General features: G+C 41.1%; 5 protein-coding genes. 3 read left to right on the top strand and 2 right to left on the bottom strand.

Translation table 11 applies throughout. The features are described 5' to 3' along the window. The first annotated feature begins 161 nt into the window (after positions 1 to 161). The 3 genes from V7108_RS04075 to V7108_RS04065 all read left to right on the top strand — a co-directional run bounded on the left by V7108_RS04075 (position 162) and on the right by V7108_RS04065 (position 18897). Positions 162 to 7862, top strand: a complete 7701-nt coding sequence (locus tag V7108_RS04075; protein ID WP_335567416.1) for a SpvB/TcaC N-terminal domain-containing protein — start codon at positions 162 to 164, stop codon at positions 7860 to 7862. An 80-nt stretch (positions 7863 to 7942) separates the two neighbouring features. Then, positions 7943 to 8311, top strand: a complete 369-nt coding sequence (locus tag V7108_RS04070) for a hypothetical protein (protein ID WP_335567415.1) — start codon at positions 7943 to 7945, stop codon at positions 8309 to 8311. A 506-nt stretch (positions 8312 to 8817) separates the two neighbouring features. Then, a complete protein-coding gene (locus V7108_RS04065; RefSeq protein WP_335567414.1) occupies positions 8818 to 18897 on the top strand; it encodes a neuraminidase-like domain-containing protein in 10080 nt (3359 codons plus the stop codon). 719 nt (positions 18898 to 19616) lie between these two features. Here V7108_RS04065 and V7108_RS04060 read toward each other — a convergent pair. Both V7108_RS04060 and V7108_RS04055 read right to left on the bottom strand, forming a co-directional pair. After that, positions 19617 to 19994 carry a hypothetical protein gene (locus V7108_RS04060; RefSeq protein ID WP_335515269.1) on the bottom strand — a complete coding sequence of 126 codons (378 nt, stop codon included), beginning with the start codon at positions 19992 to 19994 and terminating at the stop codon, positions 19617 to 19619. An 84-nt stretch (positions 19995 to 20078) separates the two neighbouring features. Beyond that, complete coding sequence (locus tag V7108_RS04055) at positions 20079 to 20237, bottom strand: hypothetical protein (protein WP_335567413.1); 159 nt, start codon at positions 20235 to 20237, stop codon at positions 20079 to 20081. Between the last annotated feature and the right edge of the window lie 806 nt (positions 20238 to 21043).

Here is a 21043-nt window from a genome sequence, read left to right as displayed (position 1 = left end):
ATTATAAGACATGAGTCTGTTGGAAGAGGATGCCATTATTTTATCAAATTTACTATGTAAGGGACGCATTTTGAGTTTAATAATGGTTTTAAATAAATTATTTTTTAGCATAAGCACCTATCAGAAGTGGTGCAGATCAAACGGAATGTAGAGGTGAAAAAATGAATAATGAGTTAGAAAACCCAAAACCTTTTTCTCAATTCCTCAAAACAGATGGAGGAAAAAAGAAGTCCAATGCAATTGAGATTCCATCCATTTCTTTGCCAAAGGGGGGCGGTGCCATTAAAGGTATCGATGAGAAGTTTTCTGTAAATCCCGTAAATGGAACAGCCTCATTTTCCATACCTCTGCCGGTTTCTCCAGTCAGGGGCAGTGCTTCACCTGCATTGAATTTGACATATAATTCAGGCGCAGGAAATGGTATTTTCGGTTTGGGATGGAATTTAAGCTTGCCATCCATAAAACGCAAAACAGATAAAGAACTACCCCAATACTTGGATGAAATTGATTCGGATACGTTCCTTTTTTCGGAGGCTGAGGATCTAGTTCCGGTATTCATAAAAGAAGCTGATGGCAGCTTTCGTAAAGATTTGAACGAAAACTTCATTATAAAAGAAAAGGACTCTCCAGACGGTTTATTTACAATCAGGTTTTACAAGCCTCGGATTGAAGGCCTATTTGCCAGGATCGAGAGATGGTCAGGGAAAACATCAATGGAAATCAAATGGCGGGTCGTTACGAAAGAGAATGTAACGACTCTGTTTGGATGGAGTGTGGAATCAAGAATTTCTGACCCAAAAGATGAAAATAAAATATTCGAATGGCTGCCGGAATTTGTCTTCGATGACAAAGGCAATTGCACTCAATATATTTATAAGAAAGAAGACGATAAAGGATTCGACAATTCACTGCTGCACAATCGAAATCGCATCGAAAACGGGGATATTACGTACACCAATCTTTATTTAGAGAAAGTATTATACGGAAACAAAATACCATATAAAAATTTAAATGATATTTATCCAAATGAAACAGATTACATGTTCCAAACTGTATTTGATTATGGAGAGTACGATACAAATGCCCCATATACAAAAATTAAGGATTGGGATTTCCGATTAGACGCCATATCAGAATATAAGGCGGGTTTTGAGATAAGAACTGCACGACTCTGCAAGCGAGTTCTGTTGTTCCATTATTTTGCTGAACTTCCAGGTGGCTCGGCTTTAGTACGATCTCTTAATTTTGAATACAGTTTTGCAGGTGAATCAGGATCAGGTCTTACCTTCCTAAACTCTATAACGGCTTATGGATATATTAAAAAACCGGATGGTACTTATGCCTTAAAAAAAATGCCTTCAACGGAGTTTGACTATCAAAAACATGATTGGAACAAAGATGTGAAATCAATTTCACCGGATTCGCTGATCCATGCGCCTGCGGGGTTGGATGAACAGCTCTATCAATTTATTGATTTGTTCAGTGAAGGTCTCTCTGGCATTCTAACAGAGCAGGGTGAAGGCTGGTATTATAAACGTAATTTAGGTGACGGCAATTTTGAACAGGCAAAATTGGTTTCGCCTAAACCCTCATTCGCAGGGGTTGGTACACGATTGCAATTAGTGGATCTGGATGCAGACGGAAGCAAACAGTTAGTAAATTTTCACGAAGAACCTAAAGGATATTTTGAATTAACTGAGCAGGAGGAGTGGCAGGCTTTCAGGAATTTTGACAACCTTCCTATTATCAATTTTGGAGATGCTAATGTACGGATGATTGATCTAAATGGGGATGGCAAACCAGAAGTTTTGATTACAGAAGATCATGTCTTCACCTGGTATGAGTCAAAGGGAAGAGAAGGGTTTGAGAGTTTCCACAGAATTTATTACCCCTTTGATGAAGAAGCTGGTCCATATTTGGTATTTGCCGACCCGAAACAAACCATTTTCTTGGCGGATATGTCAGGTGATGGTCTTACGGATATTGTCAGAATAAGAAATGGGGAAATCTGTTATTGGCCTAACCTTGGCTTCGGACGGTTTGGGGCAAAAGTGGGGATGGATCATGCCCCGGTTTTTGACCATCCGGATGCATTCAATCCGTCATATTTGCGATTAGCCGATATTGACGGTTCCGGTACGACTGATATTATTTATCTGGGCCAAAACAAATTCTCCTGCTGGATGAATTTAAGCGGAAACGCATTTAGCACCATCCCATTTGAGATTGAGTCCTTCCCTGAAATTCATAATCTGGCAAAAATCACGGTTACGGATTTGTTGGGAAATGGTGTTGCATGTATTGCCTGGTCAAGCCCTTTATCTAAGGATACACTTGTTCCATTAAAATACATAGACCTAATGAACAGCAAGAAACCTCACATCATGATTTCATACAAAAATAATCTCGGCAAAGAGGTTTCTCTTGAATATACTCCGTCTACCAAGTTATACATTGAAGACAAACTTGCAGGCAGGCCATGGATTACTAAATTGCATTTTCCGGTCTATTGCATTTCAAAAATAGAAACAAGGGATAGAATTTCAGGTTACCGATTCGTGAGCTCTTACCGATACCATCATGGCTATTATGACCATGCCGAAAGGGAATTCAGAGGTTTTGGCATGGTAGAACAGACAGATGCAGAGCATTTTGATCATTGGGCAAAAGGAGATTCAAGCAATGTCGTAGACAAAACACTGCATCAGGAACCGGTAATCACCAAAAGTTGGTTTCATAACGGAGCTTTCATGGGTAGCGAAAACATCCTTAACCAGTTTGCCCAGGACTATTGGTATGAAGAAATGGCAAAACAGGGTTTTACTATTGTAAACCATGAAATGCCTTTGGCTGATGCTCGGGTCATTGCCGCGCCGGTATTAGATAAAACTATTATTGACCATCTAAGTCCCCAGGAATGGAGAGAAGCCTTGCGTGCTTGCAAAGGCATGGGACTGCGCACGGAAATGTTTGCGCATGATGCTCCCGAAACAGGAGCAACTCCTGACCAAATCAAAAAGCTACTTACTCCTTATTCCGTCGCAACTCATAACTGTGTTATCGAGCTGCTGCAGCCAAAAGGGCAAAACAAGCATGCGGTATTTGTTGTCAAAGAGAGCGAGGCTGTTACCTACAACTACGAGCGGAAAACGGAGGACCCGCGTATATCCCATACACTTAATATTCAGCTGGATGAGTATGGAAATGTGCTGGAATCGGCGACGGTTGTTTATCCTAGGATAAAAAGGGAACTTTCCCTGCCTATTGATATTCAGGGCGTACAGGACAAAACATTGGTAACCTATACACAATATAAGTTTACCAATGATATTGATACAGATCGATCCTACAGACTGAGGTTACCAGCTGAAACAAGAACTTACGAATTAAAAGGGGTTAGCAAAAACAAGCCCTTCTATTCAATAAGTGATTTTGAGAACATCCTATCAGCTACTGTTGAAGTGGAATATCATCAGGTTGAACAAAATCCTGCACTTGAAACTTCACAAAAAAGATTAATTGAACATATTCACACCATTTATCGCAGTAATAATTTAGAGGATGCCTTGCCACTTTATCGATTGGATTCCTTGGCTCTGCCTTTCGAAAACTATCAATTAGCCTACACTCCCACACTGATTGGCGATATTTTTGGTGCTAGGGTGTATGAAGACCTGATGCTGGAAGGTAAATTCACCCACCGAGAAAGTGACGAAAGGTGGTGGATTCGTTCGGGAACAACCCAATTTGTCGATGCGGGTGAAGCACAGGCTGATGCTCAAAACCGTTTTTATCTTCCCGTTTCCTATACCGATCCCTTTGGCGGTAAAACCAAGGTGAAATATGATAGTAACTATCATTTTTTTATTAAAGAAATAGAAGACGCATTAGGCAATCAAACGAAAGTTGAAATTTTTAATTTCAGGATCCTTTCAGCCCAACGAATGAAAGATCCTAATAACAATTTTTCCGAAGCGATTACAGATGAATTGGGTCTGGTAAAGGCAATCGCGGTATTCGGTAAAGGAAATGAGGCCGATGATCTGTCGGGCCTGAATGAATTTTCATCTCAATCAGAAAATGCATTGGTGAATGATTTTTTTCATGCAACTGATTCAAATATATTGGTTACTCATGGGAAAAATTTATTGCAGCATGCAACATCAAGGTTTGTCTATGACTTCGATTCTTATCAAAATTCCGGTAATCCGGTGTCTGTCGCCTCCATTTTAAGGGAAGAACATTTTCAAAAAAACAATGATTCGTCTGTTCAAATCAGTTTTGAATACTCCAATGGTCTGGGGCAGGTGATGATGAAAAAGGCGCAGGCTGAACCAGGGAAGGCAAAGGAAATTAAGGTAAATCCCGACGGTACTTACACTGTCACAGACATCGATACATTCGCGATGACCCCCAAACAGTTGCGATGGATCGGCAGCGGCAGAACCGTGCTTAACAACAAAGGAAATGCAGTAAAACAATATGAGCCTTATTTTTCGATCACGCACAACTATGAAAATCTGAAAGAATTGGTGGAAACCGGTGTTACACCTATCATGTACTACGATGCACTAGGTAGGCTCATAAAAACCGAAATGCCCAATGGCACATTTTCACGCACAGAATTTGACTCTTGGAAACAGGCGGTGTACGACCAAAATGATACGGTTCTAGAATCTTCTTGGTATCATAACCGCACCAACAGATTGATAGATACCGAACTAATCGCAGCTGACATAGATCCTGAAAGGGAAAAAGCGGCCGCCATTAAAGCTGCCAAACATGCGGGAACACCCAATGTACAGCACTTTGATACATTGGGTAGACCTATATTATCAATTGATCACAATAAACATTTGAATGCTGATGAAGATGAATTTTACTTGACTAAAGCCGATCTTGATATCGAAGGCAATCTCCGCAAAGTTACAGATGCACGAGGCAATGTAGTGATGCAATACAAATACGATATCTTGGGCAACAAGGTATTTCAGTATAGCATGGATGCCGGACAACGATGGCTGCTGGTGAATATCCTGGGCAATCCGCTTCGTACCTGGGATGAGAGAGATCACGAATTCCAATATTATTACGATATTTTGCATCGGCCTATCCAAAGCAAGGTCATTGGCGGCGATAGTGATTCCCCTCTTAATCATATTTTTGACAGGATATTTTACGGTGAGGGGGAATCCAGCCCCGAGTTGAAGAACCTCAGAGGGCGGATCATCAGGCACTACGATACAGGGGGACTTGTGGGAACGCCTGAATATGATTTTAAAGGGCAGCCAAAATCCACCGTTTGGAATCTTTTCAAAAATTATAAGGGTGTAGCCAATTGGACCGACGCCAATTTGGTCACCGACCTTGAATCTGAAAGCTTTACCTTTATGACACAAATAGATGCACTCGGAAGGGTAACGAAACAGATAGTACCGGATGGCAGAATCATTACGCCGTCGTATAACGAAGCGGGATTGCTTAATAGTGAGAGCGTCACTCAAACCGGCATGGCCACATCTTCCGTCTATATTAAAAGCATTGACTATAACGAAAAAGGCCAGCGCAATAAAATTGTTTATGGAAACGATGTGATAACCCGATTTTATTATGACAAGGAAACCTTCCGGCTTAATCGTTTGGAAACCAAGCGGCAAAACAACGATCCGCTTCAGGATTGGCACTACACTTATGATCCTGTTGGCAATATCACTCATATTGAAGACCAAGACATTCCGATTGTGTTTTTTGACAACCAGAAAATTACCGGGGTTTCTGCCTATACTTACGATGCCCTTTATCGCCTTGTAGAGGCAACAGGTAGGGAGAACAATACTCCGTTGGCCTTTGACAGCAGAGACAATTGGAATGACATTGCTTTTATGCAGCAATTAAACCCTGGTGATCCGCTGGCAATGAGGAATTATACACAAAGCTATCTATATGATGCTGTAGGAAATATCCTCCAAATGAGGCATCAGGCGTCAGGCAACAATTGGACAAGGGATTATACCTATCAGGTAGCGAATAATCGGCTGATTAGCACGAAAATAGGTTCAAATTCTTACAATTATTCACACCATCTCCGCCATGGTTTTATGACAGCCATGCCCCATTTGGAAGACATGAGATGGAACTTTAAAGAAGAACTCGTAAAAACCATCCGCCAAAGGCGCACCGACGGCGGCTCACCCGAAACAACCTATTACCAATATGACGGACAAGGGCAACGGATTAGAAAAATAACCGAGAACCAGGCCGATGCAGGTAATACACCAAGCAAAAAAGATGAGAGGATCTATATCGCAGGCTATGAACTTTACAAGCAGTACAGCGGGACTGATGAAGGATTGGAACGGACCAGCCTCAGTTTGATGGACAATCAATACCGTTTTGTTATGATTGATACTGAAACAAAACGCAAGGTGGTAATGGGCATTCTTATGGGCCGAACCAGTCCTGTTCAAACGGTTCGGTACCAGCTACACAATCATCTTGGTTCAACTTCTATGGAATTGGATGACGAAGCGCAGGTCATTAGCTACGAAGAGTACCATCCATACGGCACCACCGCCTACCAAGCCAAAAATAAAGCCATAAAATGTGCAGCCAAACGCTATCGCTATACTGGGATGGAGCGAGATGAAGAAACTGGTCTTAGCTATCACGGGGCACGGTATTCCATGCCGTGGTTGGGGAGGTGGACGGGATGTGATCCAGCGGGAATGGTAGACGGGTTGAACTTATATGCTTACAGCCAAAATAACCCAATTAGATATGCTGATAAAAGCGGTTATGCCTCAGAAAATGGGGATTGGGATCTCACCGAGTTTGCAAAATCCAATAAGGGTTCAACAGGTTTACCAGGTCATACTGGGGGGGGCTTGGCATCAATAGCCAAACCACCACCACAGACTCCTACTGTCGCAAGTCAGTCTATGCCATCCATCTCAAAGTCGGTACCCAAATCGGCATCTGAAATACCCAGAATGTCTAATGCTGAGAGTATACAGAATTTGAAGGCGGTGGCGGAAAGATTACAATTACAGCTAACTTACCCTTCCGCCGTCACTCATGTCATGGGTGCGTTTCAATTTGCTGGTGCAATATTAGAAGGGGCCGGCGCACTATATGCTGAGCCGGAAACATTAGGGCTTTCTAATGTCGTTTTTTTAAATGCTATAGATACAGGGCAGGTAGGATTACGAATGCTGGTTACCGGAAAATCGGCACATTCTTTCAAATATGAGATTTCTTCGTCTCTTGCTGTTAGCTTTGGAGCCGATCCGAAACTAGCGAATGCAGTTGGTGTGTTAGGCGATATATCAGGGAATGCGGCCGCTGCGGGGGCATCGATGAATCTAGTATCCAAACCGTTGAAGCTCAATAATCTCAATTCCCCGAAGTTCAAAATAAGCGCGGGATATCGTAATACCACACCTCTCTCGCCCGAAGAAGTTAAGGCTGCAGAGAATTACGCTATTTCTTTGGGGATGCCGCAAGATAGAATCATGTATAGGCCACTCCAAAATACTGCACACTGGCCGGAAAGTGATCTGCTTATGATTGGTCCGGATGTGAATCCAGTTACGTCGGAAGGCTTGATTAATCCTAACAATCCGGCAAACTCTCTCATCACTCAACGAGGTACGATAGCCCATGAAGTACTAGGTCATCGTTCCGCTTATCTGGCAGGTATGACTCACAATTTGGATTGGGCAGAAGAAGCGCAGGCTAGTTTCAGAGCGGCATTAATAGCACCCGGACTTACGGGTGAGGAGCGTTGGACTCTTACCCTCGATGCTATTGCAAGGTTTAGGTTACAACAGCAACCAGGAAAAATATTTATATGGACATATTAAACGAGAAGTAAACTCATGAACAAAATCACCTTTCACCTAGTACCAGGAAAACTAGGAGCTGAAGTGACAGCACTGGCAAATTGGCACAGGTAATGTTTACTGGGGATGAAGTGTGGAGATTGGGTGCTTCCCTCGAGTTTACCGCTTCTCTGGCGATCATCTACGGATTAGGCAGAGTATTAGGCGCGGCAAGACCGACAACACAATTTGGAGTTCCTATAGGTCCACAAAGACCTCTTACGGTCCCCCTTTACGATTTGCTAGCTCAGGGCGGTGATATGAGAATCAATAATCGGTGGTATTCTGAGCATACCCTGGAACGGATGTCACCAGATACCCCTCAAGTTAGGGCACAACTCCGTACTCGTGTTGAAGCTGAAATTGCAAAACCTGGTTCAACCAGTTTTCGGGTCATTACTGAAGAAGAGGACAAGTGGTTGTCACAGTAATCCCTCGATAACGCTAATTAGGGACAATAGAATGCACTCATGACAGGCCTTGTGAAGGTGGAAGTATTTAAAAGGCTTTAAAAGGTTTATTTAGATGATTCAAGTCTTTGATACGGATGCCTTCATAATGGCTGCTAGCATTGAATAAGGAGTCAAACTGCAAGTAGATATATGAAGTTTAAATGGAATAAAAGATTTAACAAACAAACCTTGAGTCTGCATTCAGAAAACCAGTATAGATATCCTAAAAGCAATGGTTAAATAAAAAATGGATGTTAGCAAGCTTTATCATTTCTTCCGTATAGTACAAATCTTAAAAAGAGAAAGCGCATTACATTCAGTTTGTAAAGTATATAAAATATATATTTGTGCAATATAAGTCCTGGAACTATTTAAAGTAGGGAATGGGCTATTATTATTGAAGGGTTTTTATCCTTTTATTAATTATACTAACCAAACATAGATTTTAAGAGTACCTTACAAAAGATACTCGAAAGGAGGAAAATATGCCATCTTTACTCATTATTCGGCTGCATCCGGTAGAGCCAGTTTCCGCAGCCGAATTTACTGGTTATCTAAACGGGTTGAGAATAGTTGCATATGAATTATCGTTTAAGGATCCGGATGGCAATAATATTGGGTATCCACCTGCTGAATATAACCCACCGAATATATCTCCACCCAACCCTTACCCATTCCCGGATCCAAACACACGGATTATCCAACATTTTCATATCGACCCTGTTTTAAATTTATGCGATTTCTTTGCAGTAGCAACAGCGGTTATCGAAATCCCCGATCCCCCACCTGGTGGGGAGTTCAAAACTGCCGATGTACGCTTGGAAATTACTCGTGGCGGAAAAGATTTTATTCACCGGCAAAAATATTACAACGTACCGGTTGAGACGGGTACCTTACCGGTAAATCTTAACGATATTTGTACAATAATAACTACTAGCTTACATTTAACCTTGCCCGTACCTGGGGAACAATTGGAGCCGATTTTAACTACACTTAATGGAAATGCACCTAATTTTATGGAATTACGAACAGCGGTAGAAAACGTGCTGAACCAGGAACCGGGTAATACATTAGACATTGCTAATCTTAATCGTGACAAGTGCAAACATATCGCTTATGAAATCATTTGGGATCGAAATGCCTACCCTCTCCCTGTTCCAAACCCTCCAAGCCTTGACTTGGAGTCGATGTACACAAGCTCCATTAGCACCAGTAGTAATTTAGACAGCGAGCGAAAAATGTTCGAGGCTGACTTAGAGACCTACTATATCAAACACAATAATGAGGCAGATAGGCTGGCTAACTACATATTTAATCTTTCAGCAGCTATTTGGTTAGAGGAGGAAAGCCAAAAAGCAAAACAAGCCGTATTCTTCTTCCCTGTATTCGCCTTGCCTGCTCCAACACTTTCTTCAAGTGGTGTTGGTTCCTTATTATCCGCAGGAAAGTATTATATAGAATACACATGGGTTACTCCTAATGGTGAAACTCAAGTTTCAGCAGAAGCTAATATTACAATCACAAAAGGTCAAAACATTGATGTTACCGTTCCTACACTCCCTAATGGTGCAACCCAATGCAATATTTATATTGGGACAACCAGTGGTGGGGAAATATATCATGGGCAAACAAATTTAACAAATTATACGATTGATGCAATTTTAGCAAATGATGTTAAACCCCCTGTAGGTAGTGACAATAAAACCAAAGTAATACTGAAGAGTCCGGGTCCTATATTAAACCCTGTTTTTGAGGTACCTGCAGAATATTTCTATGCCCTGACTGCTAATTTACCGCAGCAGATCAAACGGGAGCAGCGTTTTACAATGTTCTCATTACAAACTGAGCAGCAAATTGTATCTGATATCGAGCAGGCTATCAATGATAAAGTATTGACTCAACCAACTAGTGTTAATCCTTTTCAAGCCGCCCGTCGATTGCAGGCATTAACTTCGCAATCGGAGAATGATACACCGGTGGTAGAGATTATCCCTGGGACTTCAATTGATGGGTTAGTAAGTGGTTGGTTAGCTTTTTTAGGAGAAGATATAAACGTATTTTGGGAGACTCTGTCGGTTAATAATATTGTCGGTCATTTTGAGCTTATTATTTTAGCAGTTACCCAAAATTATATCCCTTTAATCAATGCTATTAACGACCCATCTTTTAATGTAAATGATGTGACTGCTTTAGCAGCTAAAACAAGTGAAGATTGGGAGGCATTACTGAACCCGAATCCACCTGTGAATCCAGATCGGCTCCCGAATTTCACGAAGCCGGGAACGAGGGAAGAACGGATACAAGCCTTTATTAGCCATTTGCGAAAGTTTTTTTATGTTGCCAATATATTTACTAAGACTAATTCTTTAACTGTGGATCCTGCACCCGTTCTAGGTCGATCTCCTGGTAATCCATTAGATTTGCTATTGACTATGTACCCAGGCTTTTTGTTCAACGGTTGGAACCCTACCACATTGGCAAATACTCTAACCACCATTTTCCCGGGAGATCCGGTGGCTCAAAAACAATTTACAGCATGGCTAAGTTGTATTAAAGGTGTTTTAGACTTGACGAATGGGATTTCTCCTAATGAGATGCAGTTCTCCGTCATGGAAGCGCTTTGGGCGAGAGGCTTTATAAATTCAGAAGACATAAAAAATATTTCTCTGGATGATTTTCAAGATGCGCTTATCGGTACAGTAGCATACGACTATGCTCAAAAAATATGGAACAATTCAAATCCGAATCCATCAAACCCTGTACCGGGTTCCGCCGGGTTCAAACCGGTTAATCCTGATGGTCAGTTGGTTAATTGCATCCCTCCCGAATACAAGTCACCATTGGGACCGGTTGCTTATCTTCATGAATTATTACTAGTTTCTCCAAATTCGACATGTGAAGACCCATTAATTAAATCTACTGATACAATAGCTGTACATTTGGCAAAACGGAGAGGGCCGTTGGGTAATTTGTTAGCATCACAAGCAAATTTAGATGTGCCAATCCCTCTAATTGATCTTGTCAATGAATCGTTAGAATACATGGTGGCGAATAACTCGGTGTCGGGCATGATTTATAACACTTCAAAAGATCAAGTTGGAGGCCATGATTTAAAGACAACAACCAATCCAAAAAGAGACTTTCGACATGATCCAGAAACCTTATTGGAGGCGTTGCCGGAACACGCCACGTCCGCCATCGTCACCAAAGCGCAGACTGCCTACGATAAATTGAAGAACGACTTTAGCGCATGTGTGCTTCCGTATTCTCAGCCTTTAGATGTTGTACGCACTTATTTAAAACAATTAGGAACAACCAGATTTGCTACCATGCGCCGTTTCCGTAAAGCCATTACGGAATTCGTCCTAGATCCGACCAAGGAACCGGCAAAATTCCAGAGTCATTTATGGCGTTATCCGGTTCGAATCGAAACAGCCATTGAGTATCTTGGTATCACCCCTGAAGAGTATCAATTTTTGTTTCAAAAAAATATTTCTAATAAAAAATTGCACATTTTGTATGGATTTAGCTCAGATTACATTAATGGTATTCACTGGACGAATATTGTAGTTCACGTTTCTGAATTTCTAAAGCGCACTTGTTTGACTTATTGTGAATTTATCGAATTATGGAAATCTGAATTTGTAAAATTTAGTTTAAAAGGGAATAAAAAGGGCTTTCCAGATTGTGAACCATGTTGTTTAGATGAGTATGTAATTGAGTTTGATGATCCTCCTAATGCAATGGAAGCACTTAAACAACTCGCCGTTTTTATTCGACTTTGGCGTAAAATGAGAATAATACCGAATGCACGTTACACCTTCACGGAGTTATGTGACATCTGTAAGGAGCTGGAACTGTTCCAAGGTTCAAACATCAACCCGGATTTTATACGGCAGCTGGCTGCTTTTCAGATGTTCCGTGACGATTTTGATTTGTCACTTACGGATGGTACAACACCTCAAGCTGGTGAAACAGGGGCAGAAAGACTTCATTTACTTGCATTATGGGTAGCTGGGGCAACTAAATGGAAATGGGCTGTAGAACACATGCTCCATCAAATACAGCAATATGCAATTCACAACCATAATTCGCGATGCCGTGAGCCGGAGTTTATCAAATTACTCATTACCAATCTAAACCCACTTTCAAAACTAGCTGGTTTTAATCCATATAATCAGACTGATAGCTGGTATGCTCATCCAACGCATACACTGCGTTTTGCTGAAATTCTGGTTAAAATCTATGCTTCCGAATTTAATGTAGGGGAACTGCTATTTATTTTTAGTAATGATGTTCATTTGCAGGGGGACGACCCGTTCCCATTGCAGGAGGCCAATGAGGCGAAGGATTTCCCGTTAGGCCTGCCGGATGAAGAAGAAAGGTTTTCACTTTGGAAATTGCGTAAAAAACTTTTGTCTGTTTACGTGAGTGAGGAAGCCTCAAAGCAATGGACTTGGAATCATATGGAGACCGTTCTTCGGGAGGAATTCGGATATTCCCCAAGCAGCAATAAATGGCTTTTGCTTGGGCAGCATTTCTTTCCTTCAGTGCTAGAAGATAGCGGTATTCCAGGAAGTTTGTTACAAAGGCAGTATAGGGTCAATCTTCCTGCTTCGACTTCCGTGCAAATGTGGAATACTCCTCCAGACGGTCCTTTTCATTATGATGATTCTACAAAGGAGCTTTGGACAGAACTTCCTCTTTCAAATGAAGCAGTATTAACAAAAATTAGCCGTATCCGTCAACTTAAAGCGGAGGAACAAAGGGCTGTGCAGGACCTTTATTTCTTACCGCGAAAAGATTTGGCTTATTTTGCTTTTATTTTTAACAATTTTGGTGAAGCGGAAGAGCGTCTAATACAAGAGAAGGACGAGGTTAAACGCTGGGAATGGTTCCAGTCCCAGTTTGCCCTTTTTTATAAACGTTGCCAAGTCATTGCCGAACATTTAGCTAAGCATATAGATGAAGTTACCGGAAGGTCTAATCCCGAAGGCATACAACTGGCCAAATTGTTATTAAAAAACCTGTGGGCGGATGAAAATAAAGCCACCTTGTCATGGGAAAATGATAACGGCCAGACACCACCGGTAACTTGGAACCCGCAACCAAATGGAGGAGCATTTTCAGCGCTGTTAGGACTTATTGGTACAGGAATGTTAGCCGAATATTATGATCCAGCTAAAAATATTCAATGGCGTGAAGTGCGTGGTGGTGTTGATGCTTTTGGCCCGGAGAAAAACGCATGGAATGCACCAATACCGGTTATTGTACCAGCTATGGAATCAACCTTTACAGATGAACAGCTTCGTTTTGCTGCAATTCGAAATGGTTTCGCGATGTCCAATACAGACGGAGAAATGTTAGGCGGAGCTGAACTATTTCAACTTCATTGGAAGGGACTTTTATTAATTGAAAAAGAAGGAAAATATGAATTTAGTACGGGATCTCCAACTCCAAATGGAGAAGTGCCGGATTTTAAAAAAGTTGAGTACTCTCACCGTTGGCGTATTATTCTCAAACGTGGTCAAAAGACATGGGTTTTGCTCAGCCATGATTGGCCGAACGAGGTGGCACCTCCAGCATGTACAAAACCAATTGTGCTAAACACAGGTTTTTATGAACTGGTCATTGAATTAGAACGAAAGCCGTTAGTTTTTAGTGGGCTTGAAGATGTTTGTACGCAAACCACGGGATTTCAGTTGAAATACAAGGGACAAGATTCAAAAATGGAATGGATATCTGTGCCTTTTGATAAACTTTTTCAAGACAAGAAAGACGACACTTTACAATCCGGTATCAAACTTTTCGATGCAGTGAAAGAATTTCTTTCCGTACATTTTACAAGTACAGTACGAGATATTCGGCGAACTTATCAGCGTGCATTCAAGGCGATGCTTTTGACAAGTCGCCTCGGTCTTTCAACTCGTGGAATTGCCGATGATGGGCAGTCAGAATTGGGTTATATTCTCACACATCCTGAAAATTTTGCAGGTCAGTCATATTATCGTAGCAGCAATGTTTTTATGACGCATAAAGCCAATTTTGATTTGAACTTTTTGCCGGTGCTAGATAATTATGAAGCACCTTCCCCAGTACAAGATTTACGAGCAGCACCTACAGATCAACGCATTCAAGCGATGTTCGACTGGTGGGAACGACTTTTTGACTATACAGTAATGAGGAATGAAACCCAACGATCACCCGAACACCCAGCGTGGCTGCTTTTCCATGAATCTGCAGAAATGCATGAAGACAAGCCTGCCCAATTAGTTCGACATCTCGGGATCGATTTGCGGCACGACTGCTTGGTATTGCAATATTATGCAGGTTACGAAATCAAGTCAGTAGATTTAGAAGACGATCGTTGGGCGGTCCGTGTTTGGCAAGCAGAGAAATGGATTCGTTCCTTGCAAACACATTTTTATGAAAAAGATATTCGAGAAGCACGTCCGGATCTATGGGCCTCCGATGATCCCGCTGTCCCTGAGACAGCTTTTAAACAAACAGACTCGGGCAACCTTAATCTAACTCGATTCTATCGGGAAGGGTGTATAGAAAACCATGATCCGAGACGTTATGAAGAGATTAAAAGTCTAAATGACGATCTTCGCCTACGAGGACGTGCGGCATTAGTGGCTTACTTGACACATATGGACCGTGTGCTCCTCCCTTGGGGTGTTTCTGTTTTTGCTACAGAAGTTAAGCACTTGAGTGAACTGCTGCTGATAGATGTCGAAGTAGGGATCTGCGAGAAAGCAAGTCGCATTGAAGAGGCGGTTAGTGCAATAGAATTGTTTATTCAGCGAGCCCGTCTGGGGTTAGAGCCTTCGTTTATTATATCAAAGGATTTTAAACTTGCCTGGGATCGGCATTTTGCTAAATTTTGCATTTGGAAAGCCTGTAAACGAAAGGTCATTTATCGGGAAAACTGGATAGAATGGGAGGAATTGGAGAAAGCGAAAAAAACTGAAGCTTATCAATTTTTGGAGTCAGAACTGCGTGAAGCTTCACTAACTATCCCTATTCCGGGAGGTCTAGCATATTGGAATGGACCACGTCCTCCTATCCATCCGGGTATTACACTTCTTCAACATAGAGAAGCGTCAACAATTCAATTCCTTGATCCCGCACATGAAGGACTAGGTTTGATGGGTACTCCAGATCGTCATGCACGCCCAACATGGTTAGCGCCTGTACGCAATAAAAACAATCATTCAAGAGAGAATGATCATATTGAGATGCGGGATGAATCCCCAATGCCACATATTGAAAGTGTCACACTTAAAGGGCAAACGGATTTACCAATGTGGCTTCAGGCTGCTGTCCGATTGGGGACTGAATTTTGCCGTGTGGCAGCCGCAGGTATTCCACCGGCAAATACTAACTTTGATCCAAAGTGTGGTTCCCAGAAAACTTCTATTTGCTGCGACATATGTGGTAAAAGGCATGAAGCCTTAATGGATGAGTACTATTTTTGGCTAGAGGACTCACGTTTCTACGATGAAACAATACAGAATGCGGAATGGGGGGCAGTTGTCAATAACCCGCTATCAGACTGGCACCGCCCAGAGAAATTACCTGGTCTATTGAATTGGGAATCGAAGCCACATGTTTATTTACGGTGGTCACGGGTGCACAACGGTGAATTCCAACAACCGCGCCGTTCTTATGAAGGAGTAACTATCAAAATCGGTGCAACACCGGAATTGAAGTTTTCTGGTCGTTTTGGAGATTCGCTGCAATTTGAGATTAGCGGAGGTGAAGATCCAGTGGGTTATGTTTCTCCTCCACCGCCAGGTTTCCGATACGACATAGCAACTGATGAGGCAATTCCTATACCTACATTGGTATCGATTCCTCCTCAAAAACCGGTGGGTGGCTTAACCGCTTTTCCTTTTTTTGCTTGGTTTGACCCCGGTGCACCCTTATTGCCTTCTTCAATGTTTAGCCCGGTCATTTCCGTTGCACGCCATTTGCGGGCACATTGTCATTTTGAGGATGCTTTGAATTGGTATGAAGTAGTATATAACCCGCTGCAAAATGATAATTCTTGGATAACTTGCAATCATAAAGTTCAACCAGGTCACCCAAAAGAAAATTGTTGTTGTGCAAGCAACCCAGTTTCAAATGTAAAAACAAAAGAGCGTGCTCTCCTTTTGCAATTTTTGGAGACTTTACAGCAATGGGGCGATGCCCTAATGAGGAAAAAGACACCAGAATCTTTCCAACAGGCTCGTTTAATTTTTGATACTATGTCTAAGATTTTGGGAGCGATGCCGACCACCATTATATCTAAAGATGAGGATACAAAAGCAACTACAGTTGCAAAATTTAAACCTGATTGTGCACCTATCAATCCACGACTAATGTGTCTCTATACTACTATCAACGATCGTTTGGGCTTGATTCATTCTTGCCTTAACGCAAAGAGATTTAGGAATGGACGACCTAACTTGGATATGACTTATTTCGGAGATTGTGGCATAAGAGATTGCTGGAAGGACAACGAAGATTTTTGTGCGGATGAAAATGAATGGTGCTTATTACCAAGTCCATATCGCTTTGTATTCTTAATTCAAAAGGCTCATGAAGCAGCCAGTGATGTGAGAGCATTGGGGGCCGCCTTACTAGCTGCTTATGAAAAGGGTGATGCAGAGTATTTGGCAACCATGCGGTCTATGCATGAACGGCAATTGCTCAATTTAGGCTTAGAAGTAAGTAAAAACCAGTGGCGTGAGGCAGACTGGCAGGTTCAAGCATTACAAAAAACCAAACAGATAACTCAAAATAACTTGCAATATTACGAAGGTCTGATTGCTAATGGATTAATAAGCGGTGAAGCGCAGTATGAGCCACTGACCATCAGCTCTACGACGGTGAGATCTGCAGGAAATATTGTTGAAGGTATTGGTCAAATGAGTAATATTACTCCTGACTTGTATTTGGGATTCCCTGTCACTCAAATAAACCCGCCTCCGGGCACTAAAATGGGACTAATGTTTTCTGCTGGTGCAAGGATTGCCAATACAGCGGCGGATATTTTGAATACGATTGCCTCATTGGGACTAACTAAAGCTGGCTGGGAAAGGCGTAAACAAGAATGGAAACACCAGGTAGATGTACTTACAATTGAAATTGAACAAATTGAACGACAAATACTCGCGGCTGAAAGGCATCGTAGTATAGCGCTTCGAGAACTCAACAATCACCAGCAACAATTGGAAAACGCGGCAGAGGTGCATGACTTCCTACGAGATAAATTTACAAACCATGCCCTTTATTTATGGATGCAACAGGAAACTGCAGCTTTGTATTATCAGATGTATGAATTGGCTTTACATTATGGCAAGGAAGCTCAACGAGCCTTCAATTTTGAGTGTGGAAATACAGCCAGGAAGTTTATCCCTGAAGAAATTTGGGATAATCTCCATGAAGGACTTCTTAGTGGTGAAAGGTTGCAATTGAGTTTACGTCAGATGGAAAAGGCTTATTATGACGAAAATGTTCGTGGGTATGAACTAACAAAGCATATTTCCTTGCGCTTACATTTTCCAATGGCATTTTTAAAACTTCAGACAACAGGTGCTTGTGAGATCGACATACCCGAATGGTTATTTGACCTTGACTATCCGGGACACTACATGCGGCGTATCAAGAATGTTACAATGACCATTCCTTGTGTGGCAGGTCCATACACCGGGGTGCATTGCCGCCTTACTTTGTTGAGCAGCAAGACACGGGTAGACCCGCGACTATTGGAACCCCCACATACTTGTTGTCACGATGAACGCTGGAAAAATGGTTATAAAGAAATGCCTGAAGATACTCGGTTTGTACCTATTTATGGAGCTACAGAAGCTATTGCAACCTCAAGTGGACAGAATGATTCCGGAATGTTTGAATTAAATTTCCGAGATGAACGCTATTTACCATTTGAGTTTTCAGGTGCAGTTAGTCGTTGGAGAATAGAGCTCCCGTTAGAAAATAACCAATTCGATATGGAGACACTTAGCGATTTGATTCTTCACTTGAATTTTACGGCTAGAGAGGGTGGAGAAAATCTTCGCAAAGTTGCTAATGAGGATGCTCAACAAAACTTGCCAGGCGAAGGTGTACGGTATTTTGACGTGAAACGCGAATTTACTGATGCATGGCATCAATTAACCAAGCCAATGGTTCATCTACAGCAATCGAGAGAATTAGGAATCCGACTAAGTAAAAATATGTTTCCTTATATGCCTAGAAATAAAATTATTGCCATAAAACGGATCGAAATTCTTATCGAAGCAAAAGGTGCTGACCCAAGCAAGCACCACATCGTTGAATTTCTTAAGGGACATCACGTTGGTCAGAAGAATAACAATGAAAAATGCAATATTGACGTACACAGTATTGCTTGTGTAGCAGACGCAGATTGGCCGGGCTTATTCCATGGTGTACTTGAATTGGAATTCGACCAAATAAATTCTACCAGTTATCAGGATCTTGGTGTGTTCAGGCTCCCATTGGATATTGGTGAAATCACTGACTTTTATTTATTCTGTGGGTACAAACAATTATAAAAAAATTTACCTAGTAAAATGGGCCAAGGAAATAAAAACTCCTTGGCCCAAAAAAAACGAAAGTGAGCCCAAAAATAGACGATGTAGGTCCCCTTCTAACAACGATTATTACATGGCTCAGCATATATACATGGTTTCCTGTGTCAGTTTCTAAGCAAACAACAATACATACATATGTAGCAAGAAGTGTCGTCTGAAAATCGGCAGAGTTTTTGAAGGTCAAAATCTTTGATGTTTTCCTCAAGGGATATTTTCTCTTTTAAGGGTAAAAGGTATGGTAAAATAAAACTAGTGGATTTGACATATATACTAGTGATTTAAATAGAAAAATACTTGTGATTATTTTTTTATAAAACTCATTTGAAGTTGATTTGGCGTGGATACACCTGATTTTATAAACATCAATTAAGTTGCAATTAGGGCGTGGAGTCTTCAAAACTGCCTGAGGCCTGCGTGCCAGGTCTGGTGGGTTCGATTCCCACGCAGTCCCGCCAATTCAATACTATCAAGGGTTCCAGCGAATTCTTATCTTACATAGACCAGAGGGCACTTGGTCTTTTTTTTATTGGCTAGTTCCCAAAAGTAAGGGTTACAGAATTATAGTTTTTCCCATTACCAAGTGAATTTTAGTATTTCTCAATGTTTCCTGCGGCGTCAACCGTCAAGCGTATAATAAATGCCTCACTTGTTTCAATCTTAATATCAACCGGAACTGTGTATTAACTGATTCCAGGTCTAGCTTTTAAGGAAGGTGGCTGATGGTCTTTTGTACTGTTGTAGGCTACTTTAATTAATCCAATTAACCCAATGGCAAATTCCATTGCTTCTTCATGACCTTCTGCAAAGGCTGGCTGGAATCCAACTGCCTGCCATCTTTTTGTATCCTTATTCCATAAATCTGCCCCTACTTTCAAGCCGTCAGTTAATCTCGCAGCATTTGTAGTTGGTGCGAAAGCACCATTATTACCGCGGTATGAAGTCGCAGTGACAAGTTGGTTAGCATTCTCATTCAGTGCTTTAACCACTTGTGCGGCAGTAATTGTTGCCTTTCCTGACAAATCAGTAGCTAAATCTACTGAAATCTTGGTACCATCCACAGTCACTTTTAGTGTGTATTATTGGTTCCCGCATTCCTGAATTCTACCAATACATCATTCCCGCCTTCATGCCCCCCATGCTTTTTAGAAAACAACAACTGTGAGAGTGGTTGTGCCCCCGATAGTTGCTTGGGCAAGGCGTCTGTAACCATTTGCTTTATTTGGCATACCAATGATTTCTACCAATTTCGGGAATTCTTTTGTAAGTTTTTCGGCACGTTCATATAATTCATTTGGTGCCATATAGTGATCAACAAATGTAACATAATCTGTTTTTGGATGTTTCGGCTCTTTCCCTAACCATTCAGTAATAATGCTCGTAGCTCCTCCAAGATTACTTTCAATTTTAACAGATGAAGGAATGGTGCAACGGGTAGAAGCAAATAGTGATATAAATATTCACCGTAATTTATCAATCTAGAAAATGTAGCTGATGTTTCCTCACCATAGCAGCCTCCAAATCATTAAAGCATTTAATCGTATAAATGAAATAGTAACAGATGTGGAAGAGAAGATACATTTGGAGTGGCTCTTTTTTGAAGTATGCCAAGAATTGAATAAAGAACGTGAAAAAAGAAAATAAATAGAATGTCTTGTTAAAGAAGAAAAGCCCCACTCAATTGAGAAGGGCTTAATATATACATTAGTAGTCCTCTTTTGTCCTCCAATGTTTTATATTGCATTTAAAACATTTAAATCCAACTATTTAAAAACATTGATTTAATGCTTAAAACTATTTGTTTCTATATTGGCGGTCATATTAGTATAGATATTCATTGTAGAAGTCATCAAGATTGTTTTTTTTGATTTCTAAAACAGAAGTGGTAGGAAAAAATAAACTGAAGCCCTATCCAATAATGAGTGGATAGAGCCAACATATTAGTACGTACAAGATATAAAAAGGTCAGTTAAGGAATGTAAGATATAGATAATAGTTAATAACTAACCTAACAGTCGAACTATTTGAATATACGTACAATTTATAATAAAATTAAATAATGAATGAATACTTAAGTATAAGCTGACGATAAAAACTAAAATATATTTTT

It is taken from the genome of Neobacillus vireti (genome assembly GCF_036962345.1).
GTDB classification, from domain to species: Bacteria; Bacillota; Bacilli; order Bacillales; family Cytobacillaceae; genus Neobacillus; species Neobacillus vireti_A.
Note: the sequence above shows the minus strand (reverse complement) of the source record. Positions and strands in the feature narration are given on the sequence as shown.

Bases quoted from the DNA above. Each gene is read 5' to 3' on its own strand.
- V7108_RS04075 (WP_335567416.1), top strand. From the start codon at position 162: ATGAATAATGAGTTAGAAAACCCAAAACCTTTTTCTCAATTCCTCAAA.
- V7108_RS04055 (WP_335567413.1), bottom strand. From the start codon at position 20,237: ATGGCACCAAATGAATTATATGAACGTGCCGAAAAACTTACAAAAGAA.
- V7108_RS04065 (WP_335567414.1), top strand. From the start codon at position 8,818: ATGCCATCTTTACTCATTATTCGGCTGCATCCGGTAGAGCCAGTTTCC.